Origin of the sequence: Streptomyces sp. MI02-7b (assembly GCF_033793585.1) — a bacterium.
Taxonomy (GTDB): Bacteria; Actinomycetota; Actinomycetes; order Streptomycetales; family Streptomycetaceae; genus Actinacidiphila.
The window spans coordinates 277,432-299,859 of record NZ_JARAWX010000002.1 but is presented as its reverse complement, the minus strand read 5'-3'; the positions used below and the strand labels follow the sequence as shown (position 1 = coordinate 299,859).

Sequence of the window (22,428 nt, the reverse complement as noted above, 5' to 3'; positions counted from 1 at the left end):
GGCGCGCGTTCACGCGGTCGTCGGCCGATGTCAGCCGCGGCGGCCGCCTCCTCCGCCGCCCAGCCCCTTGTCCAGGCCCGCCCGGCGCAGCGCGTCCGCCATGGCACCGGAGGGCGCCGGGCGGTTGTCGCCGCCGCCGCGCGACTGGCGGGGCGTGCCGCCGCCGCGCCGCTCGGGACGGGGACCCCGCTCGGGGCGTCCACCGCCGCCGCTGCCCTTGCCGTTCCCGGCCCCGGCACCCGCCGCCGCGCCCGCCTCGTCGTCGAGGCGCAGCGTCAGTGAGATGCGCTTGCGCGGGATGTCCACGTCGAGGACCTTGACCCGGACGATGTCCCCGGGCTTGACCACGTCGCGCGGGTCGCTGACGAAGGTCTTGGACATCGCGGAGACGTGGACCAGGCCGTCCTGGTGGACGCCGACGTCCACGAAGGCGCCGAAGGCGGCGACATTGGTGACGACGCCCTCCAGCAGCATCCCGGGCTCGAGGTGCTTGAGTTCCTCGACGCCCTCCTTGAACTCGGCGGTCTTGAAGGCCGGTCGCGGGTCGCGGCCCGGCTTCTCCAGTTCGGCGAGGATGTCGGTGACGGTTGGCAGACCGAAGGTGTCGTCGACGAAAGCGTCCGCCTTGAGCCCGCGCAGGACCGAGCCGTTGCCGATCAGCGCGCCGATGCCGATGCCGGCGGCGGTGCTCATGCGGCGGACCACCGGGTACGACTCCGGGTGCACGCTGGAGGCGTCGAGCGGGTCGTCGCCTCCGGGGATGCGCAGGAAGCCCGCGCACTGCTCGTACGCCTTCGGGCCGAGCCGGGCCACTTCCTTCAGCGCCGTGCGGGTGCGGAAGGGGCCGTTGGCGTCGCGGTGGGCGACGATGTTGCCGGCCAGGCCCTCGGTGATGCCGGAGACGCGGCGCAGCAGCGGCACCGAGGCGGTGTTGACGTCGACGCCGACGCCGTTCACGCAGTCCTCGACGACGGCGTCGAGCGAGCGCGAAAGCTTCAGCTCGGACAGGTCGTGCTGGTACTGGCCGACACCGATCGACTTGGGGTCGATCTTCACCAGCTCCGCCAGCGGGTCCTGCAGGCGGCGGGCGATGGAGACGGCGCCGCGCAGCGAGACGTCCATGTCGGGCAGTTCGGCGGAGGCGTAGGCCGAGGCGGAGTAGACCGAGGCGCCGGCCTCGGAGACGACGGCCTTGGTCAGCTTCAGCTCGGGGTGCCGCTTGATGAGGTCGGCGGCGAGCTTGTCGGTCTCGCGCGACGCGGTGCCGTTGCCGATCGCGACGAGGTCGACGTGATGGGCCGCCGCGAGCCGGGCGAGCGTGGCGATGGACGCGTCCCACTGGTTGCGGGGCACATGCGGGTAGATCGTGTCGGTGGCCACGACCTTGCCGGTGGCGTCCACGACGGCGACCTTGACGCCGGTGCGGAAGCCGGGGTCGAGGCCCATCGTGGCGCGGGTGCCGGCGGGGGCGGCGAGCAGCAGGTCGCGCAGGTTGGCGGCGAAGACCCGCACCGCCTCGTCCTCGGCGTCCTGGCGCAGCTGGACGCGCAGGTCGAGACCGAGCCGGACGAGGAAGCGGGTGCGCCAGGCCCAGCGCACCGTGTCGGCGAGCCACTTGTCGGCCGGGCGGCCGCGGTCGGTGACGCCGAAGTGGTGGGCGATCTTGCGCTCGAAGCTGGACGGGCCGTCCTCGACCGGCTCCTCGGGCTCCAGGGTGAGGTCGAGGACTTCCTCCTTCTCGCCGCGGAACATCGCGAGCACGCGGTGCGAGGGAAGCTTGCCGAACGGCTCGGCGAAGTCGAAGTAGTCGGCGAACTTCGCGCCCGCCTCCTCCTTGCCCTCACGCACCTTGGAGACCAGCCGGCCGCGCTCCCACATCCGGGTGCGCAGTTCGCCGACGAGGTCGGCGTCCTCGGAGAAGCGCTCGGTCAGGATGGCGCGGGCGCCTTCCAGGGCCGCCGCGGTGTCCGCCACGCCCTTGTCGGGGTCGACGAAGCCGGCCGCCTCGTCCTGCGGGTCGAGGGCGGGGTTCTCCAGCAGCCGGTCCGCGAGCGGTTCGAGACCGGCCTCGCGGGCGATCTGCGCCTTGGTGCGGCGCTTGGGCTTGAACGGCAGGTAGATGTCCTCCAGGCGCGCCTTGGAGTCGGCGGCGAGGATCTGCGCCTTGAGCGCGTCGTCGAGCTTGCCCTGGGACTCGATGGACTCCAGGATCGCGGCCCGCCGCTCGTCGAGCTCCCGCAGGTAGCGCAGCCGCTCCTCGAGCGTGCGCAGCTGTGCGTCGTCGAGCGCGCCGGTCGCCTCCTTGCGGTACCGGGCCACGAACGGCACGGTCGCACCGCCGTCGAGGAGTTCGACGGCCGCGTGGACCTGCCCTTCCCGTACGCCGAGCTCCTCGGCGATCCTGCGCTCGACCGAGACCGTTGTCGTCACGATGTGCGACCTGCTTTCTGGCTGGACTACCGCTGCATTATTGCGGAGCCCGGCCGCCGCGCCGCGAGCCTGGGGGCGAAGCCGCGCCGGAGTCCTGGGGCAGGGTCTTCTCGAACCAGTGGCCGGCGTAGCGGTCGCCGTTGTAGTCGTCGATCTCGCGGTAGCCGAGCTTGGCGTACAGCGACCGCGCCTCGACCAGGTCGGCCCGGGTGTCCAGGCGCACGACGCCGGCGCCCAGGTGTTCCACCGCCGCGCGCTCGGCCGCACTGACCAGCAACGCGGCTCCGCCGGTGCGGCGGGCGGCGGGGACGACCCAGACGCGGCGCAGTTCGGCGACGCCGGGGGCGAGCAGCCGTACCCCCGCGCAGCCGGAGGGGACTCCTCCGTAGTGGCCGACGAGGAACCGGCCGGTGGGGCCGGCCAGGTCGTCACTGGTGTCCTCGGTGAGCAGGTCGTCGATCTCCTGCCGGGTCATCGGCCTGCCGTAGTAGCGGCTGACGATGTCGTCGTAGTAGCGCCACAGCAGGTCCCTCGACAGCGGGTCGTCAACGGCGAGCGGCGAGATCTCCCATACGGGCGAAGCGTGGATGTTCTGTCGCGGTACGGTCACAGGGCCCATCGTGGCAGGGCGTCGCGTGGCTATCCTGCGGTTATTCGTTGGCTTCACAACGACACGGGGGCAGGACATGACGCGGTACGCCGCGCGCACGAGTCATCCCATCGCCACCGCGGAGCAGACCGGGAACGACGTGCTCGTCTTCGACCCCGGTGCCGCCGACTGGTCGCAGGACGCCGCGGTCGCCTGGCGCTGGAAGGCGCCCGGCGGGACGGGCACCAGCTGGCAGCACCTGTCGGACGTCCGCCTGCGCAGGACCCACGCGTACGGGCGGGTCGTGCTGGTCACCGCCCTCGGCGGCCGGGCGGCGATGGTCCGCGAGGACACGGGGGCGATCGTCTGGCAGACGATCACGCCGGCCGACACGCCGCGCGCCATCGAGCGCATCCCGGGCGGGGTGATCGCGGTGGCCTCCGCGGCGCCCGGCCGGTTGCGGCTGTACGCCGACACCGAGCAGTCCGGCCCGTTCCTCACCATCCCGCTGCCCAGGGCGCACGGCGTGCTCTACGACCCGGAGCGCGCCGCGCTGTGGGCGATCGGCGAGGAGCGGCTGGTGCGGTACGCGCTGTCCGGCAGGGGCCCGGCCACGATGCTGACCGAGCACAGCGTGATCCACTTCGAGGGGCAGGGCGTCGATCTGCAACCGGTGTACGGCGAACCGGGGTCGCTGTGGTTCACCGACACCAACGGCGCCTACCGGCTCGACACCGAGACCCGCAAGTACCGGCAGGTGGACGGCGCCGACGACGTCCGCGCCTACCTCAGCCAGCCCACCGGCACCCGGATCCGCGCCCGCGGCCACGTGTCCGGCCCACGCGCCGGAGGCGGCCCCACGATCGACTTCCTGGATCCGGACGGCACCACGGCGTACTCCCGCACCCGTCCCGGGGCGGAGTTCTCCGCGGTGCGGCTGTGGACCCCGGACTTCCGCTGAAGGGCGCCGGGCCGCCCTCCCGGGCGAAGCAGCGCGATGGCCTGGACCGGTCCCGGGCGCCGGCAGCGGGCATGTAATGATCGGAGAACACTGGGAACAGTGCCCTGACCATCTATTCCGCAGCCGGCGCCCACCCGGGCGCCGCGCCGCCGGCGGGCCGCGGTGCGTCCGTACCGGGCCGGTCCGGCACCCTGCCTTGTACACGCCAACGGAGGCTTCGCTCCCATGGAATACCGCCATCTCGGCCGCAGCGGTCTGCTCATCAGCGAGATCGCTTACGGGAACTGGCTCACCCACGGTTCGCAGGTGGAGGCGGACGCCGCCACGGCGTGCGTGCGTGCCGCGCTGGAGACCGGCATCACCACCTTCGACACCGCGGACGTCTACGCCGGCACGCGGGCCGAGTCGGTGCTCGGCGAGGCGCTGAAGGGCGAGCGCCGCGAAGGGCTCGAGATCCTCACCAAGGTCTACTGGCCGACCGGTTCCGGCCGCAACGACCGCGGCCTGTCGCGCAAGCACATCATGGAGTCGATCGCCGGCTCGCTGCGCCGCCTGCAGACCGACTACGTGGACCTCTACCAGGCGCACCGCTACGACGTGGAGACCCCGCTGGAGGAGACGATGGAGGCGTTCGCCGACGTCGTCCACTCCGGCAAGGCCCTGTACATCGGCGTCTCCGAGTGGCCCGCGGAGCAGATCCGCCGCGCCCACGCGCTCGCGCGCGAGCTGCGCATCTCCCTGGTGTCGAACCAGCCGCAGTACAACGCCCTGTGGCGGGTCATCGAGGGCGAGGTCGTCCCCACCTGCGTGGAGCTGGGCATCGGCCAGGTGGTCTTCTCGCCGATCGCGCAGGGTGTGCTGACCGGCAAGTACAAGCGCGGTCAGCAGCCGCCGGAGGGCTCGCGGGCCACCGACGACAAGGGCGGCGCCAACATGATCGCGCGCTGGATGGGCGACGAGGTGCTGGACGCCGTCGCGCGGCTCGAGCCGCTGGCCGCCGAGGCCGGGCTCTCCCTGGCCCAGCTGGCGGTGGCATGGGTGCTGCAGAACTCCAACGTCTCGGCGGCCATCGTCGGCGCCTCCCGCCCCGAGCAGGTCGCGGAGAACGCCAAGGCCTCGGGTGTCGTCCTGGAGAAGGAGCTGATGGCGCGCATCGAGGAGATCCTCGAGCCGGTCGCCGTCACCGACCCCAAGCGGGTCCACGACAACGTCCCGGTCCGCCGCCCCTGACCGGTCGACGTCCCGGAACGCCGCGGCCCCGCGGTCCGCACGGACCGCGGGGCCGCGCCCCGTGCTACTCGGTGCGGCAGTGCGCCCCTTCGCCCCGCGGGGTCTCCTTGGGGAGGTCGAGCGAGGGGTTGCGGTCGAAGAAACCGGTGGGCTTGAGCGTGAAGCCGCTGTGGTCGACCGGCATGACGGGCCACTCCTCCAGCCGCGGCAGGTGGGTGGGACCGAAGGTGTGCCAGACGGTCAGCTCGGTGTTCTCCAGGCTCTCGCCGGGCTCGGTCCAGCGGGGCAGCCCGCCGCCGCCGGCGTTCTGGTTGGGGTAGTCGCCCGCGGGGAAGCGGCGTTCGGGGCGGTGGCGGGTCACCCACAGGTGCTTGGTGCCGTAGGCCGCGCGCCGGGCCACGGCCGAGTCGGGCTGGGCCAGGACGACCGGACCGGGCTGCGGGACGAGGGTGTACGCGACCGGCTTGCCCATGCGGTTGAGTGAGCCGGGGTTGGTGATCCGCCAGCGTCGCCCGGCGAGCGGGTCGGCGAGGCGTCCGCCCTCCGCACTGTCCGCGAGGGGGGTGACCCGGGTGGTGAAGACGTTGCCGTTGGGGTTGTCGGTGCCGTGCGGGACGGGGACGACGTCCACTTCCTCGACGGTGTTGGCGTGCCCGTCGACCGCCGCGTCCAGCCGCACGCAGAACATGTGCTGGTGGAACGGGGCCAGCAGGCCCGGCGCGACCTCGGTGCCGACCGCGTCGGCGGTGCCGGGCTCGACGGCGGAGGTCTGCACGATGCCGGTGGACTTGGCCTCGAAGCCGATCGTGCCGTCCTGGTAGAAGTACCAGTAGAAGCCGTAGTCGTAGTTGCCCACGGTGGTGATGTAGGAGACGACCAGGCGGCGGGAGCGGCGGCTGTCGGCCGTCATGCCGTTGAAGATGTCGGTGTGCTTCCACAGGAGGCCGTAGTCCTCCTCGTGGATGCAGATCGCGTTCGGCAGCGTCTCGGGGTTGCCGAGGTCGTCGCTGAGCACGGCGTCGAGGTAGGCGATCTCACCGAGGCAGTCGCAGCCCAGCTTCAGGGCGTTGGCGTTGCGCCCGAGCGAGTACTCGCCCGCGTCGAGGAAGGCGACCCAGTTGCGGTCCTCGCCCGGCTCGGCGTAGGCGACGGCCATCTCGGCGAGCGAGGCGCGGTGCAGAACGGGGCGGACCCGGTCGCCGTCCTCGTAGCCGATCTGGTGCAGGACCAGGCCCTCGCGGCCGTTGAAGTCGATGCGGAAACGCCACTTCTGCCAGGTCATCAGCCGGCCGGTGAGGGTGAAGGACGGTCCCTCGGGCTGGGAGATCTCCAGCGGGCGCAGGTCCGTGCGCGCCGGCCCGTTGAACTCGGCCTCGTAGCGCCCGCATTCGGCCGGGATCGGGACGGCGCCGGTGTCGATGAGGCGGACGACCTTGCGCCCGATGACGTCGACGTCGGCGACCAGCCCGGCCACCGGGTGTGCCCAGGGGCTGTCGGCGGCATCGCACCGCAGCCAGGTCAGCGAGCGCATGAGGCGGGCGCCGGGACGGTCCTCGAAGCGCAGCGGGCCCGCGCCGAGCGGGGCGGCGATCGCCAGGTCGAGGTCGGTGACGCCGCGCTCCGCCATGGCCTTGCGCCAGCCCGGGTCGGCCTTGACGATCTCCTCGACGATCTCGTACTCCTCGAAGGTGACCGGCGGCTGGCCCTCCTGATCGGTGTCGAGCGCGCGATGGGCGACCACGACGCCCGCGGTGACGTCCACCAGGGCCTCGGCGGCGGCGCCGGTCAGGGAGTCCAGCAGGGTGACCCGCAGCCGGCGGACGACGGGGTCGCCGTCGCGGTGGGCGTCCGCGGTGTGCCGGTCGGGCTCGTCGAGCAGCACCAGGGGGAACCGGGTCGCGTCGGTGACCCTGCCCTCCTCGGTGAGGATCCGGCGGGCCGCGGCGATCTCGTCCGCGGTCAGCGGGTCGAGGGGGTGCGGCGCGGCGGGGGAGGTGTCGGCGTCGGTGTGGCAGCAGGAGGACATGGGACAACTCTCCGGTGTGCGTGAGTCGTTGCGCTACGGGACAGGATGCGGACACGCGTCCGGCCCGCCGCTCCCCTGCCGGGGTGCGACGGGCCGGGCGGGGTCAGGAGGCGGCGGGCTCCGCCTGGCCGGCGTCGGCCGCGTTCTCGCGGGCCTGCTCGATCCGGAACGCCTCGTTGCCGAGGCCGATGCGGGCGTGCAGCTCGGGACGCGTGGAGCGCAGCACCAGGCCGTAGACCAGGCCGCCGACGACGGTGACGCCGATGACGCCGGGCAGGATCCACGAGACCGCGGAGCCCGCGCCGGCGACCAGGACGTCGAAGTCCTTGACGGCGTAGACCGCGATGACGATCAGCGCGACACCCGCCACAGCGGAGGCGGCGATCCTCGGCGCCTGGGTGCGCAGCGCGCCGCGCCGGACGAAGTACCCGATGACCGCGAAAGCCGTGGTGGCCAGCAGCACGATGATGCCCAGGGCGCCGACGTTGCCGCCCCAGGTGAAGAGCTTGAGCACGGGTGCGGTCGGGTCGTGGTCGGCGGCGGCGCTGCCGTCGGTGACGGCGAAGGCGACGACGGCGACCAGGGAGATGACGGTCTGGAGCAGCGAACCGTGGGCGGGGGCACCGCTCTTGGGGTTGGTGCGGCCGAACGCGGCGGGCAGCAGGCCCTCGCGGCCCATGGCGAAGGCGTAGCGGGCGACGACGTTGTGGAAGCTGAGCAGGCAGGCGAACATGCCGGTCACGTACAGGACGTGGAGGACGTCGGTGAAGGTGGCGCCGATGATCGACTCACTGAGGCCGAACAGCAGCCCGGGACCCTGCTTCTGCGACTGGCCGACGATCTGCGACGGGCCGGTGGCCACGCTCAGCGCCCAGGAGCTGATGGCGAAGAAGACCGCGACGAAGGTGACGGCGAGGAAGGTCACCCGGGCGACGAGCACGTGCGGCCGGCTGGTCTCCTCCGCGTAGACGGGGGGCTGCTCGAAGCCGACGAACGCGGCGATGCACAGGCACAGCGCGGTGCCGAGCCCCGCGCCGCTGAGCGTCGACGGGTCGAAGGCGTGCAGCGACAGGCCCTCCTTGGCGGAGGGGTGGCCGATGGCGGCGACGTCGAAGACGACGACGAGCGTGATCTCGATCAGCAGCAGGACGCCGAGGACCTTGGCGTTGAGGTCGATCTTCAGCCAGCCGAGCGCGCCGACCACGAGGACACCGAGGAGCGCCGGGATCCACCAGGCGATCGTGAGGTCGAGGTAGGTCTCGCACAGCCCGGAGATCTCGAAGCCGAACAGGCCGTAGACGCCGAACTGCAGGGCGCTGTACGACACGAGCGCCACCAGCGACGCACCGGCGCCGGCGGTGCCGCCGAGGCCGCGCGCGATGTAGGCGTAGAAGGCGCCCGCGTTGTGGACGTGGCGGCTCATCTCGGCGTATCCGACGCTGAAGAGGATGAGCACCACGCCGAGGATCACGAAGAGCAGCGGCTGCCCGACGATGCCCATCACTCCGTAGGCGGTGGGCATGACGCCCGCGACGACCATCAGCGGGGCATTGGCCGCGACCACCGACAGCAGCAGGCCGGGCAGGCCGAGCCGGTCGGCCCGCAGGGCTCTCTCCTCGCCCTTGAACGTGCTGATCCCGGTATTGCCCGTCAGCATGGCAGATCCTTTCCTCGTGGGTGACTGGGTGTGCTGTGCGTCGATGGGCGGTCCCTAAGGGGATCCGGGGCCGAGCACGGCCTCGCGCGCGGCGCGGAAGGCCTTCTTGGGGTCGCGGTCGGGGTACGACCACGGGATGCGGGTGGCATAGCCGCCGATCCGGTTGAACAGGGCCGCCGCCTCGGCGTTGCGGCCCTGCAAGTACTGGGCGTGGACGAGGAAGTTGAGGTCCAGGTAGAGCCGCGGATGGTCGCGGTCGTCCCATTCCAGCCACCAGTCGAAGGCCCGCTTGAGGGCCTGCCGGGCGCGCCAGCCGCGCCAGTGCTCCGACTCCGCCGGGTCGGCGGGCTCGGTGCCGGCGGCGGCCAGCACCCGGTAGAGCTCGGCGTGGGCGACGACCGGCAGGACGGCCAGCGGGGAGCCTTCTGGGGCGTCCCCGGCGGCCCACTCGGCGAACTCGTACACCTCGTGGAACTGGCTTCCGTCGGCCGGGGACTGGGGACGCTCGGCCAGGCAGGCGGCCATCAGCTGGTGGCCGTGGTGGTGGTCGCGGTGGCGGCCGCGCACCTGGTCGAAGGCGCGCATCCGGTCGTCGTCGGTGCCGGTGTGGCGGGCCAGGATGAGCAGGCACAGCCAGGGCGTCGGATCGGCGGGGGCCAGCGCCGCGGCGGCGAGGCAGGCCTCGCGCGCGGTCTCCGGCCGTTCCTTGCCGTCGACGGCGCGGAAGACCAGGGCGCAGCCGAGCAGGGCCGCCGCGTCGGGGCTGCCCGGTTCGGCGAGTTGCCACTCGCGGGCCCAGGTACTGCTCGCACGGCCCTCGCCGAGCACGACGAGGCGGTGGCCGCGCCGGTCCCAGGCGTCCCCGGTCTCGGCGAGCAGGGTGCGGGCCTCGGTCCAGCGGCCCTGGGCGAAGGCGGCACGGGCGGTGGCCAGCGGTTCGTCGTCCAGCGCGGGATCGAACCGCAGTTCGTCCCGGGAACGGGAGAATCCGAACGGGGGTGGAGGAGTCATCCTCGGGGTGCCTCCACGGCGCGCACGACACGTCCGGCCCGGGTCGGGGCTTCCCCTTCGGCGTCCGGTGATCAGCTGATCACGCACAGCCAACCGGTACAGGCAGGTCCGCTTCAAGAGCGGCCCCGTTGTCTCGATGTAGTCCCACGCTCCCCCGCCCACCGGCCGCGACCACAGTCAACGGTGCATCAGGGCACGGAACGGACAGGTTCGTCGGGAACGGCTGCGCAAGATGGCGTACGCCTGATATTCGAACGTACGAAGCGGGAACGAAGGAGTCATTCGGTGGCGGACGAGACCGCGCCCGCGCCGTCGCACCCCCTGGCGTACGTCAGGCGGAGCCATGGCTGGAGCTACCAGGACCTCGCCAGGGTCGTCGCGGAGAACGCGCGCGCTCTCGGCGTGCCCATGGCGGCACGGCGGGAGAAGGTCTGGCGCTGGGAGCACTGGGGCGTGGTGCCCGAACGGGACAGCCAGCGCGCCCTGGCCAGGGCGCTCGGCGTGCCCCTGCGGGACGTGGACGCGCGGCCGTGGCCCGGCTGGTTGCCGGCACTGGCGGGCCTGCCGGAAGGACTGGGCTGGGACCGTGCGGGCGCCCTCGGCGCACTGGAGGTCCTGCTCGACAGCGGCGGGCGTGACCCGCGGGGCTGCCCGGTCGTGCAAGGTCCGGAGTTCCGCGTCGCGATCGGGGAGTGGAACCGGGCGGTGCTCGCGGACGCCGTGCCCGAACCGGCCGCGTCCGGGGCCGACTTCGACGTGGAGACCACGGCCTGGCTGGAGTGGGGCCTGCACGGGCTGTGCCGGCTCGACGGGCGGCTCGGTGGGGGCGCCGTGCGGCACCGCGTCGAGGCCGATCTGCGTATCGCTCTGGAACTCGTCCGCCAGGGGCCGTTCGCGGCCGCCGACGACGTCCGGCTCCTGCGGACGGCCGCCGCGCTGACCCGGCTGGGCGGCCGCGCAGCCGTCGACACCGGCCGGCACGGCGCCGCCCAGCGGTACTTCCTCACCGGGCTCCGGCTCGCGCACGCCGCCGGCGACGCGCCGCAGGCGGCCCGGCTGTGGGCCGAACTGAGCCTGCAGGCAGTGCTCAACGGACGCCATGACGACGCGCTCGCGGGCGTGGCCGCCGCCGAGGACGCACTCCCCGCCCTTCCGCCCGCGGTCCGCGCGACGCTCGCCATGTGCCGCGCCCGGGCGCACGCGGGGCTGGGCGGGGAACCGGCCGCCCGCCGGGCGCTGGAGGAGGCCGCCAGCCTGCTGGACCCGGCCCGCGACGACGCCGAGGCCGAACTCCTCGCCCACAGCGGCCTGGTGCTGCTCGACCTCGGTCATCCCGGCGAGGCCGCCCGTACCCTGGACAAGGCCCTGCCCCTCCTGCCCCCGTCCCACCGCCGCGACCTCGCCCTCCACACCGCGCACGCCGCCCTCGCGCGTGCCCTGTCCGGCGACCTCGACGGCGCCCGCCGGCTCGCCGCCCGCGCCGCCGGCCTGGCCCGCACCTGCCTCTCGCCCCGTGCCACGGAGGCCGCCGAACGGGCCCTGGCCGCGACGTCGGCCGCGGGGCAGCCGGCCGTGGAAGGCGGTCTGGACCCCGGGGACGGTGTGGACTACGGTCCCGCGCCATGAAGCGGACGGGAACGACGAGGCGGGTGCTGGCGGCTCTGGTGTGCGGAGCGGCGGTGGCGGCAATCAGTGCCGTGCCGGCGCGGGCGACGGCGGGGCCGGGCCCGCGCTGGGAGGTCAAGGAGACCGGGAGCACGGCCCGCTTCCGCGGGCTGGCGGCGGTGAGCCGGAGCACGGCGTGGGCCGCGGGCTCGGCGGGGACGGTGCTGCGGACCGTCGACGGCGGACGCCACTGGGCGGACGTGTCCCCGCCGGGCGCGCGGGACCTGGAGTTCCGGGACGTCGAGGCGTTCGACGCGCGCCGGGCGGTCGTACTGGCCATCGGCGAGGGCGAGGCGTCCCGGGTACTGCGCACCGAGGACGGCGGCCGGACCTGGTCGGAGGCCTTCCGCAACACCGATCCGCGGGCCTTCTACGACTGCGTCACCTTCTTCGACACCCGGCACGGGCTCGCGGTCAGCGACCCGGTCGACGGCCGGTACCGCCTCCTGTCCACCGCTGACGGCGGCCGCAGTTGGCGGGTACTGCCGTCCGCGGGCATGCCGCCCGCGCTCGCGGGTGAGGCGTCGTTCGCGGCGAGCGGCCAGTGCCTGGTGAGCCGTGGCCCGCACGATGTGTGGCTGGCGACGGGCGGGGCCTCCGCGGCGCGCGTCCTGCACTCCCGCGACCGGGGGCTGACCTGGACGGTGGCCGCGTCCACGCTGCCGGCCGGCGATCCGGCCAAGGGCGTCTTCGCCCTGGCCTTCCGCGACGCGCGGCACGGGCTGGCGGTCGGCGGGGACTACCGCGCGGACCAGGCGTCCCCGGATGCCTCCGCGGTGACGGGCGACGGCGGGGCGTCGTGGACGGAGTCGGAACGGCCGCCCGCCGCCTACCGGTCGGGCGTGACGTGGCTGCCGTACTCCTCGCGCGCCGCGATCGCGGTCGGGCCGACGGGCAGTGATCTGAGCCTGGACGGCGGCAGGACATGGCGCACGTTCGACGCCGGGTCCTTCGACACCGTCGACTGCGCGGCGGACCTGGGCTGCTGGGCCGCGGGCGAGAAGGGCCGGGTGGCCCGCCTGGGGATCGGCTTCCCGATCGGCTCCCCCGGTGCGGGCGGCGGCTCGTGATCCGCGTCCGCCGACGGCGGACGCGGTAGGAGGCCGAGCCCTGCCCTCGTCCCGGCCGCGATGCCGAATGACGCCGGGAGCGCCCGCCGGCTCCTGAAGCGCGGGGCCTCGCCGGAACTCCCCGACGCGGACGGTACGACGGCCCTGTGCCCCGCGTCGGTCCAGGGCGCGACGGACGTCGCGGCACTGCGACCGGCCGCGGGGGGACGCCGCCCGACACCGGGAGCGGTCATGATGACGAGGACACACCACGGTGCGCCGCCGCCCGCTGAGGGCGCGCCGGGACGGTGCGTCTGCTCCTCGCCCACAGCGCCGGCACCCGCCTCGCGCGCCCCGTGCCGTGGTCCTCGCGCGGTGCGGGGCCCGCGTCCGGGGGCCGCGCTCCTGCTCGCCGCGGCGGTGTCCTCCCGTCCGGCCGCTGCTCCGCGGCCGGCACAGGAGAACGCGCCGGTCCGGGACCCGCTGCACGCGGTCCCGGACCGGCGCGTCGTCGACGTCGTCGGGGGCGGGGTCGAGGTCGGGGTCGGCCGGGTCGCCGGCTACGCGACCGGGCGGCGCCCCCGGCCGCGGGTGAGGTTGTACCCGGCCACGCCCGCGAGCGCGCCCAGCACACCGCCGCCGGCGGTCCAGATCCAGCGGTCGGACCACCAGCCGCCGCCCCAGCCGCCGTCGGGCTCGGTGAGGCCGGCCGCCACGGGTGAGGCGCTGGGGTCGGCGTCCTCCGCGCTCTCGTCGCTCTCCCCGGTCACGGCCGGTGAGGGCTGTGCGTTGGGGTCGAGGGTGGCGCCTGCCTTGGCCACCGGGGTGAGCGGGGCGGCCAGTTCGCCGTCCACGGCCTGCGAGCCGCCCGCGTCCTTGGAGGCGGTGCCGAGCTGGACCTCCACCGGCAGGCCGAGGTCCTGGTCGGCGAGGCGGACCACGGTCAGCCGGATGTAGTAGGCGCCCGGCAGCGGGTCGTTGGCCCAGGCCTCCGACCACGCGCGGACGGTGCGCAGCCGGCAGCTGAGCTCCACCGAGGATGCGTCCGCGGCCGCGGTGACGGTCGGCTTGCCCGCGGTGCACGCCTGGTGGCGGCGGAGCCCGTCGTACAGGTCGAGCTGCCAGGTCTGGCCGCCGTGCCGGGTGGCGGACTCGGGGAGCTGCACGGTCGCGGAGACCGTCAGGATCTGCCCGGCCTTGGCGGGGGTGACCCAGTACAGGTAGTCGCCGGTCGAGGCGCCGGCGGGGGTGGAGGTCACGCCCTGCCCGATGTGCCCGGCGGTACGGAAGCCCGTTCCCGGCGCGGCGGCGGTCTCCGCCGTCCCCGACGACTCGGACGAGCTCGGGCTGGGAGTGGCGTCGTCGGCGACGGCCGTTCCCGCTCCGGTCGCCAGCAGCGCCCCGCCGAGCAGGAGTCCGGCCGCGGCCGCGCGGATCGTACGCGTGCTACGCATCAGTTGGTCCTCCAGACGGCGACGCGCCAGCGCGAGATCCAGCCCCACAGGATGCCGGCGACCAGGCCGGTCACGACGAGCAGGCCCAGCAGCCACCAGCCGCGGCCGAGGCCGAAGGAGGCGACGTCGGAGGGCTGGTCGGGCGAGGACACCAGGTCGATGCTCAGCTCCACGGGCAGCCCCGGAGTGCGCTTGACGGCGTCGGGCGCGGAGAAGGAGTTGCTGACCTCCAGGCAGACGGTGCGCGCGGTGGCGGCGTCCGCGTCGTCGCGCTCGGGCCACGCGTAGCGCAGGCCCGCGGAGATGACGTCGGTGCGCCCGCTGCCGGCGTCGGTGCCGCGGACGAGTTCGCGGCCGCCGGGGGTGACGGCCCGGACGAGCACGCCGTAGTCGCGGTTGACGGCCCGGTCGGCGCCGACGCTGACGGACGTGCGCAGTTCCTGGCCGTCGGTGACGCTCACCCGGTACCAGCGGTGCTCCGCGAACTCCTCGCGGTCGGTGTAGATGCCGGCGCCGAGCAGCGGGGCGTCCGTGCAGGAACCGGCGCCCTCGGTGGCGGTCGGGGTGACGACGACGTTGTTGTCCGCGGCGCGGTCGACGAGCTGCTTGATGCGGTCGGTGAGCTGGTCCGCGTGGTCGACGGCGGTGTAGGTGCCGCCGGTGGCCTCGGCGATGCAGCTCAGCTGTTCACGGATCTTGGTGGTGGGGACCAGGCCGAGGGTGTCGACCACCAGGTGGGTTCCGTCGGCGGCGAGTTGCCGCGCCACCTCGCAGGGGTCGAGGGGCTGGCAGGTGTCCTCGCCGTCGGTGATGAGGACGATCCGGCGGGTGGCGTTGCCACCCGCGAGGTCCTTGCCCGCGGCCTGCAGGGCGGGGCCGATCGGTGTCCAGCCGGTGGGCACGAGGGTGGCGACCGCGGTCTTGGCCTCCGTACGGTCGACGGAGCCGACCGGGTAGAGGGCGGCGGTGTCCCTGCAGCCGACCTTCTTGTCCTTGCCGGGGTAGTTGGCCCCGAGGGTGCGGATGCCGAGCTGCACCTCCTCCGGGACCGCGTCGATGACCTCGTTGAAGGCCTGCTTGGCGGCCGACATGCGGGATCTGCCGTCGATGTCGTTGGCGCGCATGGAACCGCTCACGTCGAGGACGAGCTCGACCTTGGGGGCCTCGCGTGGCGTCTCCGGCCCGTCGTCCGCGGCGGCCGGTGCCGCTGCGGGGAAGAGCACGGTGGCCAGCGTGGCCGCGAGACCGCACAGTCCCGCCGCCAGCCGTTTGCGTATGATCATTGGCGGATCCTATGGAAGATCCGTCGTGGCCCCCAACTCGGCCCAGACCACACGTGCCATGCCGTCCTGGCCGGTCACCACACCCCAGGCCCGGGACACCGCGCCGACCAGCAGCAGGCCCCGTCCGCACTCCTCGCCGACGTCAGCGACCCGCACCTGAGGAACCGTCAGACCGATGCCCTGGTCCGCCACCTCCACGCGCACGACGCCGCGTTCGACCCGGACGGCGCAGGCCACCTTCTCCCCGCCGGAATGACGCACGGCGTTGGTGAAGAGTTCGGACACCACCAGGCTCACATCGTCACAGATCTCCTCGGCGATCCCCCACTCGCGCAGCCGCGCCCTGACGCGCCGTCGCGCCTCGGCGACCGCGGCGCCTTGCGCGGCCAAGAGGAACGCGTCATGGGAGGATGCCACTCCGCTACTATGCGCGCCTGCCCGAATGCATGGCAAGGTGCAATCTGCAATGTGCAAAGCGGTGCCGACATGCTTTGCAACGCACTGACACCATGCCAAACTTCCCGTGGATCAGTGGGGTTGGAGGATTTCTCGTGAGCGAAGCGCGACCGTCGAGTGCACCCACCGTGCTGCGTGTCGTACTCGGCAAGCGCCTCCAGGACCTCCGGGAGAAGGCCGGCGTCTCCTACGAGGACGCCGCCCGCGCCCTCGACGTCACCCACGCCACGATCCGCCGCATCGAGAAGGCCGAAGTCGGTCTGCGCATCCCGTACGTCGAGAAGCTGCTCCAGACCTACGGCGTCACCGACCCGGCCGAGATCGAGAACTTCCTGGATCTGGCGCGGGAGGCCAACCGCCCCGGATGGTGGCACCGGTTCCGGGACGTGCTGCCGGAGTGGTTCAGCGCCTTCGTCAGCCTGGAGGGCGAGGCCGAGCTCATCCGCGCCTACGAACCGCACTATGTGCCCGGACTCCTGCAGACACCGCAGTACGCGGAGGCGGTGCTGCGGGCCGGGCGCCCGCACGCCTCCCAGGACGACATCGAGCGCGGGGTGGCGCTGCGGATGGAGCGGCAGGCGCTGCTGGTCCGCGACCGGCCGCCACTGCTGTGGGTCGTCATCGACGAGACCGTGCTGCGCCGCCCCATCGGCGGCGCCGAGGTGATGCGCGGCCAGGTCGACCGGCTGATCGAGGCCTGCGGCATGCCCCAGGTCCGGCTCCAGGTCATGCCGTTCGCCTCGGGCCCGCACCCGGCGATGTACGGGCCGTTCCACATCTTCCGTTTCCCGCTGCCCGAACTGCCGGACATCGCGTACGTGGAGAGCCTGATCGGCGCCGTCTACCTCGACGACCGCGAGGACGTCTCCCAGTTCCGCGAGGCACTGGACCGCATGAGCGCCCAGGCCCTGCCCGCCGAGCCCACCCGCGACTTCCTCCAGGACGTCCGCGACCGGCTCTGAGCGTCCCCGGGCCTCAGTCCGCCTGCCGGAACTCCCAGCTCGCCACGACCAGCATGACCACCCCGCAGACCGCCACGATAGACACCTCCAGCCAGACCGGCACGTGGTGGCTCCCCCAGGTCACGCCGGGCGCGTACGCGGCGCGCGCCCGGGCACCGATGTCCAGGTGGGCGAAGACCGCGCGCCGGATCGGGTCCACGGCGTACGTCAGCGGATTGACCCGGGTGACGAAGGCCAGCCAGCCCGGCAGTCCCGACAGCGGGAACAACGCGCCGGAGGTGAAGAACAGCGGCATCAGCAGCATCTGCGTCAGGCCCATGAAGGCCTGGAAGGTGGTGATGCGGGCCGCCATCATCACGCCGAAGCAGGTCAGGGTGAAGGCGAGCAGCGCCATCTCGCCGAGCAGCGTGAGCAGCAGCAGCGGGTCGTACGGGACCCCCACCAGTCCCGCCAGTGCCAGCACGATCACCCCCTGCGCGGTGGCCGTCGTCGCGCCGCCGAGGCATTTGCCGATCACCAGCGCGGTCCGGCTGACCGGGGCCACCAGCATCTCGCGCAGGAAGCCGAACTCCCGGTCCCAGACGATGGATCCCGCCGAGAACACCGCGGTGAACAGCACGGACATGGCGAGCGCGCCCGGGTAGACGAAGGTCTTGAAGTCCACGCCCGGCACGCCCCGGGTGAGCGAGCCCAGGCCGGTGCCGAGGACGAAGACGAACAGCAGCGGCTGGATCAGCGCCGTGAGGACGCGCAGCCGGTCGCTGGAGAAGCGCAGCAACTCGCGGTGCCACACCACGCGCACGGCGCGCAGCCCGGCGGCGAACCCGCCGCGCGGGACGGCGACGGCCGCCACGGCGGTGGACGGGGCGGGCACGGGTGCGGGGGTGCCCGGTGGTGGGGTCGTCACCGGTGCCTCCCTCGCGCCGCCATGGCGCGCATCCGGTCGGCGCCGCGGCCCCCGGCCTCCGCGTCGCGGATGGTCTTGCCGGTGTACGCCATGAAGACGTCGTCCAGGCTGGGCCGGGACACGCTCACGGAACGGATCGGCACTCCGAGCCCGTCGAACAGCTTGGGCACGAACTCCTCGCCCGCGGGCACGCTGAAGGTCAGCTGCCCTTCGCTGACGGTGCCCTCCAGGCCGAAGCGGTCGCGCAGCGCGGTGAGCGCCACGCGGTCGTCGTCCGCGGTGAAGCGGACTCGGTCCTCGCCCACGGCGGCCTTCAGCGCGGCGGGGGTGTCGATGGCGACGACGGCGCCGTGGTCGATGATCGCGATCCGGTCGCAGTACTCGGCCTCGTCCATGTAGTGCGTGGTCATGAAGATCGTGACGTCCTCGGTGCGTTTCAGCTCGCCTATGTAGTCCCATATGGAGCTGCGCGTCTGCGGGTCCAGCCCGACGGTCGGCTCGTCCAGGAAGAGCACGCGGGGCGAGTGCAGCAGCCCCCGTGCGATCTCCAGGCGCCGTTTCATCCCGCCGGAGAAGGTCATCACCTTGCCCCGGCGGCGCTCGGTCAGGTTCACCATGTCCAGGACCCGGTCCATGCGCGGACCGAGCGCGGAGCGCGGCACGCCGTAGAGCTCGGCGTGGAAGCGGAGATTCTGCTCGGCGCTGAGGTAACCGTCCAAGGTGGTGTCCTGGAAGACCAGCCCGATGCTGCGCCGCACCTCCGCCCGCTCGCGCACGACGTCGTGCCCGGCGACGCGGGCCGATCCGCCGGTGGGGGTGACCAGGGTGCACAGCATCCCGATCGTGGTGGACTTGCCGGCGCCGTTGGGGCCGAGGAATCCGAAGGTCTCGCCGCGGGCGACCGCGAAGTCGATGCCCCGGACCGCCTGGACCCCGTCGTAGTCCTTCCGCAACCCCCGGACCTCGATCGCTTCCGTCATCCGGCACCTCCACAGGCTCGGACCGCCTGCCGCGGGCCGGGCTCGTGTCCCGGCCGGGCGGCACGTCGAGCGTACGTCGCGGGGGCGCCGGCCACGGCGCGGAGCGGGCCGAACGGGCCGGACAGGCCGGACGGACGGCGGACCGGACGGACCGGCGGCGACCTGCCCGCCCCCTGCCGGCCTCCAGGGCGACGGCGCAGGTGCCGTCGCCGCCCGAGGTCCGCGAGGAGCCCGCCCGCGCCGCCGCGGAGGCCCCGGCGGCGCTCTACGCCTCGCCGGCCGGTTCGGCCGCGTAGCGGTCCCGCAGCTCCCGCTTGAGGATCTTGCCGCTGGCGTTGCGCGGCAGGCCGTCCACCAGCACCACGCGCTTGGGCGTCTTGAAGCCGGCCAGCCGCTCCCGGGCGAAGGCGATCAGCTCCTGCTCGGTGACGACCACCTGCTCGCGCACGACGACGACGGCGGTGATCGCCTCGATCCACCGCTCGTCGGGCAGACCGACGACCGCGACCTCGGCGACCGCGGGGTGGCCGTACAGGGCGTCCTCCACCTGCCGCGACGCCACCAGCACGCCCCCGGAGTTGATGACGTCCTTCACCCGGTCCACGACGGTGAAGAAGCCCTGCGCGTCCCGCACCGCCAGGTCCCCCGAGTGGAACCAGCCGTCGCGGAAGGCCTCCGCGGTCTCCTCGGGCTTGTCCCAGTAGCCCTCGCACAACTGCGGCGAGCGGTAGACGACCTCGCCGGGGGTGCCGTCGGGGACGTCCTTGCCGGAGTCGTCGACGACCTTGGCCTCCACGAACAGCACCGGCCGGCCGCAGGAGTCCATCCGGCCCTCGTGCTCGTCCGGTCCGAGCACGGTGGCGAGGGGCCCGATCTCGCTCTGCCCGAAGCAGTTGTAGAAGGCCAGGTCCGGCAGCCGTCCGCGCAGCCGCTCCAGCACCGGGACCGGCATGATCGACGCTCCGTAGTACGCCTTGCGCAGCGCCCGCAGGTCGCGGGTGGCGAACTGCGGGTGGTTGGCGAGCGCGATCCACACCGTCGGCGGCGCGAAGAGGCTGTCGGCGCGGCCGGCCTCGACCGCGTCGAAGACCGTGACGGGGTCGGGTGCCGCGACGATGGTGTTCTCCGCGCCGACCGCCAGATAGGGCAGCAGGAAGACGTGCAGCTGCGCCGAGTGGTACAGCGGCAGCGAGTGCAGCGGCCGGTCGGTCTCCTTCAGGTCCAGCGCGACGATGGCGCTGACGTATGCGTGCACCAGGGCGCGGTGCGTCATCATCGCGCCCTTGGGGAGGGCCGTGGTGCCCGAGGTGTAGAGCAGTTGGGCCAGCTCCTCGCTGCCGGGCGGCATCAGGTCGCCGGCCGGCGCGGCGGTCGCGAGCCGGGCGAGCAGGCTCTGCTCCGTGTCGCGCAGCGCGAGGGTGCGCACGCCCGCCGGCAGCCGCCCGGCGAGCGCGGGGTCGGTGAGGACGAGGGCGCTGCCGGACTGCTCGACGAGGTAGCGCAGGTCCTCGCCCGCCAGGTGGTGGTTGACGGGTACGTGCACCAGCCCGGCCCGCGCGCAGCCGAGGAAGCCGATCAGGTAGGCGTCCGAGTTGTGGCCGTAGGCGGCGACGCGGTCGCCCGGCCGCAGTCCCTCGGCCAGGAGCACGGCCGCGGCCGCGGAGACCGCGTCGTCCAGTTCGCGGTACGTCCAGGCCCGGTCGGCGAAGCGCACCGCCGTCCGCTCCGGCACGCGGCGCGCGCTGCGCCGCAGGACTCCGTCGACCGTGTTGCCGTGCGTCGTCGCCACCATGGCGTCAGCGTGGCATCTCCGCCAGCCTCCTGGCGAGATCCTCGACATGGTCGTGCCAGGCGTCGAGGGCGGCGGAGCGCCGGCCGGCGAATTCCGCGGAGCCGGTGTGCGTGAGGATCAGCCGGGCCCCGTGGCCGGTGCCCTCGGTCAGTTCCCAGCGCACCGTGCCCCCGTACCGGCCGTCCTGGTCCCAGGCGTAGGCCAGCAGGACCGGCGCCCGCACCTCGGACACCGGGCCGTGGCCGAATTCCCCGGTCGCGAAGCCGCTGGGCACGGTGCCGCCGACCTCGGGGGCGACGACCTTGCCGAGCAGGGTGCGCCAGACCGTCGCGGCGGGCTGGGTGAGTTGCCGTTCGAAGCGCACCCGCCAGCCCTCCTCGCCGTCCGCGGCGGGCACACCGGCCTCAAGGGCCTCAACGGTCCCCTGGTCCAGCCCGAACACCGCCACGAAGCGCTCGTGCTTGGCGTTGATGTCGCCGGGCGGGGGCGTGGGGCGGCCGTCCAGGGCCGGGTCGATGCCCGCGATGCAGGTGTCCCAGCCGGAGGCGAAGCTCGCGGCACCGGGGCGGTCGGCGAAGGTGTGGGTGAGGGTGAGCACGGACCCGGAGGCCGCGGGCTCCACCTCCCAGCGCAGCAGATCGCCGCCCCAGGTGTAGGCGAGCACGCGGGGCGGGTCCACCTCGGTGACCTCGCCGTCGAGATCGGGCATCTCGCCGTGCCGGAAGGCGAAACGCACCTTGCCGCCGGGCCGCAGCTCCATCTCCACGTCGGAGGGGAACCAGTGGGCGAGATGTCCGGGTTCGGTCAGGGCACGCCAGACCTTCTCCGGCGGGTGGGCGAGCCGGCGCACCATCCGCAGGGCGGTGCGGCCGTCCGCCGCGGTGGTCAGGGTCTCGGGGGTCTCGGGGGCCTCACCGGTCATCGGGGTTCCTCCGTCTCGTCGGGCATCGCGTCCAAGTGCCGCTCCAGCGCGTCGAGTCCGGCGCCCCACAGGCTGCGGTAGGGGGTGAGCCAGGCGTCGACCTCGCGCAGCGGCTCGGGACACAGCTCGTACCACCTGCGCTGGGCCTCGGCGCGCACCCGCACCAGGCCTGCCTCGCGCAGCACTCTCAGGTGCTTGGAGGTGCCGGGCTGGCTCAGCCCCAGCCGCTCGGTGAGTTCGCCGACCAGCCGGGGACGCTCCAGCAGAAGGTCCAGGATCCGCCGCCGGGTCGGTTCCGCGAGCACGTCGAAGGGAAGGGGCACCCTTCGAACATACTTCGTTGGCTATATACGCGCAACGGCATGTACCGGGGAGGCCAAACCTCCGTCCCGATGCGCACGGGCGGGCACGCAGGGCGCGGAAAGCGACCGTACGCGCCCTGGTGGTGACGTGTTGTGAACGGGAGAATGTCGCGCGTGACGATCACCACCGCAGAGGCGGACAAGGTACTGGCCGACAACTTCGCCCCCTGGGTTCGGGATCTGGGTCTGACGGTAGAGGAGACCGGTGAACGCCACGCGATCCTGCGGCTGCCGTGGTCGGACCGGCTGGCCCGCGAGGGCGGCGGCCTGTCCGGCCAGGCGCTGATGGCCGCCGCCGACACCGCGACCGTGATCGCCGTGTCCGCCGCGCGCGGCGGCTTCGGTCCCATGACGACGGTCCAGCAGTCGACGACCTTCCAGCGCGCCGTGATCGGCGCCGACGTCCTCGTCACCGCCCGCGTCACCAAGCTGGGCCGGCGACTGGGCTTCATCGACGTCGAGATGACCCCGGTGGGCGCCGATGAGCCCGCGGCCCACGCGACCACGGTGTACGCCTTCCCCGGCTGACCCGCCGGCCGTCGCGCGCGGGGGGCGGTGACGGGGCGGTTCGTCACCCGTCCTCCCCGTGCGCAGCCGCGATCTCGCGCTCGCGCGGCGTGGTGCACCTCCACCGTGCCGCTCGCGGGAAACGATTGACCTTCCATCAGACATCAGATGAACGGCGTCCAGCT

General features: G+C 73.4%; 19 protein-coding genes. 6 read left to right on the top strand and 13 right to left on the bottom strand.

All coding sequences use genetic code 11. The annotated features are described in order from the left end of the window. Positions 1-30: 30 nt before the first annotated feature. Positions 31-2,430: a Tex family protein gene (locus PV364_RS03565; RefSeq protein WP_319658120.1), complete on the bottom strand. Its 2,400-nt coding sequence runs from the start codon at positions 2,428-2,430 to the stop codon at positions 31-33. Between the two features lie 37 nt (positions 2,431-2,467). Beyond that, positions 2,468-3,049, bottom strand: a complete 582-nt coding sequence (locus PV364_RS03560; protein ID WP_319658119.1) for a GNAT family N-acetyltransferase — start codon at positions 3,047-3,049, stop codon at positions 2,468-2,470. A gap of 67 nt (positions 3,050-3,116) precedes the next feature. Between PV364_RS03560 and PV364_RS03555 the strand changes: the two genes are divergently transcribed. Further along, complete coding sequence (locus PV364_RS03555; RefSeq protein WP_319658118.1) at positions 3,117-3,980, top strand: DUF6528 family protein; 864 nt, start codon at positions 3,117-3,119, stop codon at positions 3,978-3,980. A gap of 225 nt (positions 3,981-4,205) precedes the next feature. After that, complete coding sequence (locus PV364_RS03550; RefSeq protein WP_319658117.1) at positions 4,206-5,210, top strand: aldo/keto reductase family protein; 1,005 nt, start codon at positions 4,206-4,208, stop codon at positions 5,208-5,210. Positions 5,211-5,274: 64 nt separating this feature from the next. Here PV364_RS03550 and PV364_RS03545 read toward each other — a convergent pair whose 3' ends face one another. The 3 genes from PV364_RS03545 to PV364_RS03535 all read right to left on the bottom strand — a co-directional run bounded on the left by PV364_RS03545 (position 5,275) and on the right by PV364_RS03535 (position 9,904). After that, complete coding sequence (locus tag PV364_RS03545) at positions 5,275-7,236, bottom strand: primary-amine oxidase (protein WP_319658116.1); 1,962 nt, start codon at positions 7,234-7,236, stop codon at positions 5,275-5,277. 103 nt (positions 7,237-7,339) lie between these two features. Beyond that, complete coding sequence (locus PV364_RS03540; RefSeq protein ID WP_319658115.1) at positions 7,340-8,893, bottom strand: APC family permease; 1,554 nt, start codon at positions 8,891-8,893, stop codon at positions 7,340-7,342. A gap of 54 nt (positions 8,894-8,947) precedes the next feature. Then, complete coding sequence (locus PV364_RS03535; protein WP_319658114.1) at positions 8,948-9,904, bottom strand: hypothetical protein; 957 nt, start codon at positions 9,902-9,904, stop codon at positions 8,948-8,950. Positions 9,905-10,189: 285 nt separating this feature from the next. Here PV364_RS03535 and PV364_RS03530 point away from each other — a divergent pair, with 285 nt between their 5' ends. Both PV364_RS03530 and PV364_RS03525 read left to right on the top strand, forming a co-directional pair. Then, complete coding sequence (locus PV364_RS03530) at positions 10,190-11,530, top strand: hypothetical protein (RefSeq protein WP_319658113.1); 1,341 nt, start codon at positions 10,190-10,192, stop codon at positions 11,528-11,530. Next, positions 11,527-12,639: an oxidoreductase gene (locus PV364_RS03525; protein ID WP_319658112.1), complete on the top strand. Its 1,113-nt coding sequence runs from the start codon at positions 11,527-11,529 to the stop codon at positions 12,637-12,639. The genes PV364_RS03530 and PV364_RS03525 overlap by 4 nt, the downstream gene beginning before the upstream one ends. A gap of 539 nt (positions 12,640-13,178) precedes the next feature. Here the strand turns inward: PV364_RS03525 and PV364_RS03520 are convergent. The 3 genes from PV364_RS03520 to PV364_RS03510 are packed head-to-tail and all read right to left on the bottom strand — an operon-like array spanning position 13,179 to position 15,772. Beyond that, positions 13,179-14,072, bottom strand: coding sequence for a hypothetical protein (locus tag PV364_RS03520; RefSeq protein WP_319658111.1), 894 nt, complete (start codon positions 14,070-14,072; stop codon positions 13,179-13,181). Then, positions 14,072-15,355 carry a VWA domain-containing protein gene (locus PV364_RS03515; protein ID WP_319658110.1) on the bottom strand — a complete coding sequence of 428 codons (1,284 nt, stop codon included), beginning with the start codon at positions 15,353-15,355 and terminating at the stop codon, positions 14,072-14,074. The genes PV364_RS03520 and PV364_RS03515 overlap by 1 nt, the downstream gene beginning before the upstream one ends. A gap of 9 nt (positions 15,356-15,364) precedes the next feature. Next, the gene (locus PV364_RS03510) at positions 15,365-15,772 is read right to left on the bottom strand and encodes an ATP-binding protein (RefSeq protein ID WP_319658109.1); all 408 of its coding nucleotides are present in this window, start codon (positions 15,770-15,772) and stop codon (positions 15,365-15,367) included. Positions 15,773-15,864: 92 nt separating this feature from the next. Between PV364_RS03510 and PV364_RS03505 the strand changes: the two genes are divergently transcribed. After that, the gene (locus tag PV364_RS03505) at positions 15,865-16,773 is read left to right on the top strand and encodes a helix-turn-helix domain-containing protein (RefSeq protein WP_401974212.1); all 909 of its coding nucleotides are present in this window, start codon (positions 15,865-15,867) and stop codon (positions 16,771-16,773) included. Positions 16,774-16,786: 13 nt separating this feature from the next. Here PV364_RS03505 and PV364_RS03500 read toward each other — a convergent pair whose 3' ends face one another. From PV364_RS03500 to PV364_RS03480, 5 genes are all read right to left on the bottom strand, one after another. Further along, positions 16,787-17,680, bottom strand: coding sequence for an ABC transporter permease (locus PV364_RS03500; RefSeq protein ID WP_319658107.1), 894 nt, complete (start codon positions 17,678-17,680; stop codon positions 16,787-16,789). Then, the gene (locus PV364_RS03495) at positions 17,677-18,660 is read right to left on the bottom strand and encodes an ATP-binding cassette domain-containing protein (RefSeq protein ID WP_319658106.1); all 984 of its coding nucleotides are present in this window, start codon (positions 18,658-18,660) and stop codon (positions 17,677-17,679) included. Before PV364_RS03495 ends, PV364_RS03500 begins: the two co-directional genes overlap by 4 nt. Before the next feature lie 265 nt (positions 18,661-18,925). Next, positions 18,926-20,452, bottom strand: a complete 1,527-nt coding sequence (locus PV364_RS03490) for a fatty acyl-CoA synthetase (RefSeq protein ID WP_319658105.1) — start codon at positions 20,450-20,452, stop codon at positions 18,926-18,928. Between the two features lie 4 nt (positions 20,453-20,456). After that, positions 20,457-21,374: an SRPBCC family protein gene (locus PV364_RS03485; protein WP_319658104.1), complete on the bottom strand. Its 918-nt coding sequence runs from the start codon at positions 21,372-21,374 to the stop codon at positions 20,457-20,459. Next, positions 21,371-21,697, bottom strand: a complete 327-nt coding sequence (locus tag PV364_RS03480) for a metalloregulator ArsR/SmtB family transcription factor (RefSeq protein WP_319658103.1) — start codon at positions 21,695-21,697, stop codon at positions 21,371-21,373. Before PV364_RS03480 ends, PV364_RS03485 begins: the two co-directional genes overlap by 4 nt. 153 nt (positions 21,698-21,850) lie before the next feature. Between PV364_RS03480 and PV364_RS03475 the strand changes: the two genes are divergently transcribed. Further along, positions 21,851-22,264 (top strand): PaaI family thioesterase, encoded by a 414-nt coding sequence (locus tag PV364_RS03475; RefSeq protein WP_319658102.1) that lies wholly within the window; start codon positions 21,851-21,853, stop codon positions 22,262-22,264. The last annotated feature ends 164 nt before the right edge of the window (positions 22,265-22,428 follow it).

Excerpts from the sequence above, each read along its gene's own strand:
- PV364_RS03560 (WP_319658119.1), bottom strand. The coding sequence starts at position 3,049 with ATGGGCCCTGTGACCGTACCGCGACAGAACATCCACGCTTCGCCCGTA.
- PV364_RS03555 (WP_319658118.1), top strand. The coding sequence starts at position 3,117 with ATGACGCGGTACGCCGCGCGCACGAGTCATCCCATCGCCACCGCGGAG.
- PV364_RS03550 (WP_319658117.1), top strand. The coding sequence starts at position 4,206 with ATGGAATACCGCCATCTCGGCCGCAGCGGTCTGCTCATCAGCGAGATC.
- PV364_RS03545 (WP_319658116.1), bottom strand. The coding sequence starts at position 7,236 with ATGTCCTCCTGCTGCCACACCGACGCCGACACCTCCCCCGCCGCGCCG.
- PV364_RS03540 (WP_319658115.1), bottom strand. The coding sequence starts at position 8,893 with ATGCTGACGGGCAATACCGGGATCAGCACGTTCAAGGGCGAGGAGAGA.
- PV364_RS03535 (WP_319658114.1), bottom strand. The coding sequence starts at position 9,904 with ATGACTCCTCCACCCCCGTTCGGATTCTCCCGTTCCCGGGACGAACTG.
- PV364_RS03525 (WP_319658112.1), top strand. The coding sequence starts at position 11,527 with ATGAAGCGGACGGGAACGACGAGGCGGGTGCTGGCGGCTCTGGTGTGC.
- PV364_RS03520 (WP_319658111.1), bottom strand. The coding sequence starts at position 14,072 with ATGCGTAGCACGCGTACGATCCGCGCGGCCGCGGCCGGACTCCTGCTC.
- PV364_RS03515 (WP_319658110.1), bottom strand. The coding sequence starts at position 15,355 with ATGATCATACGCAAACGGCTGGCGGCGGGACTGTGCGGTCTCGCGGCC.
- PV364_RS03505 (WP_401974212.1), top strand. The coding sequence starts at position 15,865 with ATGCCAAACTTCCCGTGGATCAGTGGGGTTGGAGGATTTCTCGTGAGC.
- PV364_RS03495 (WP_319658106.1), bottom strand. The coding sequence starts at position 18,660 with ATGACGGAAGCGATCGAGGTCCGGGGGTTGCGGAAGGACTACGACGGG.
- PV364_RS03490 (WP_319658105.1), bottom strand. The coding sequence starts at position 20,452 with ATGGTGGCGACGACGCACGGCAACACGGTCGACGGAGTCCTGCGGCGC.
- PV364_RS03485 (WP_319658104.1), bottom strand. The coding sequence starts at position 21,374 with ATGACCGGTGAGGCCCCCGAGACCCCCGAGACCCTGACCACCGCGGCG.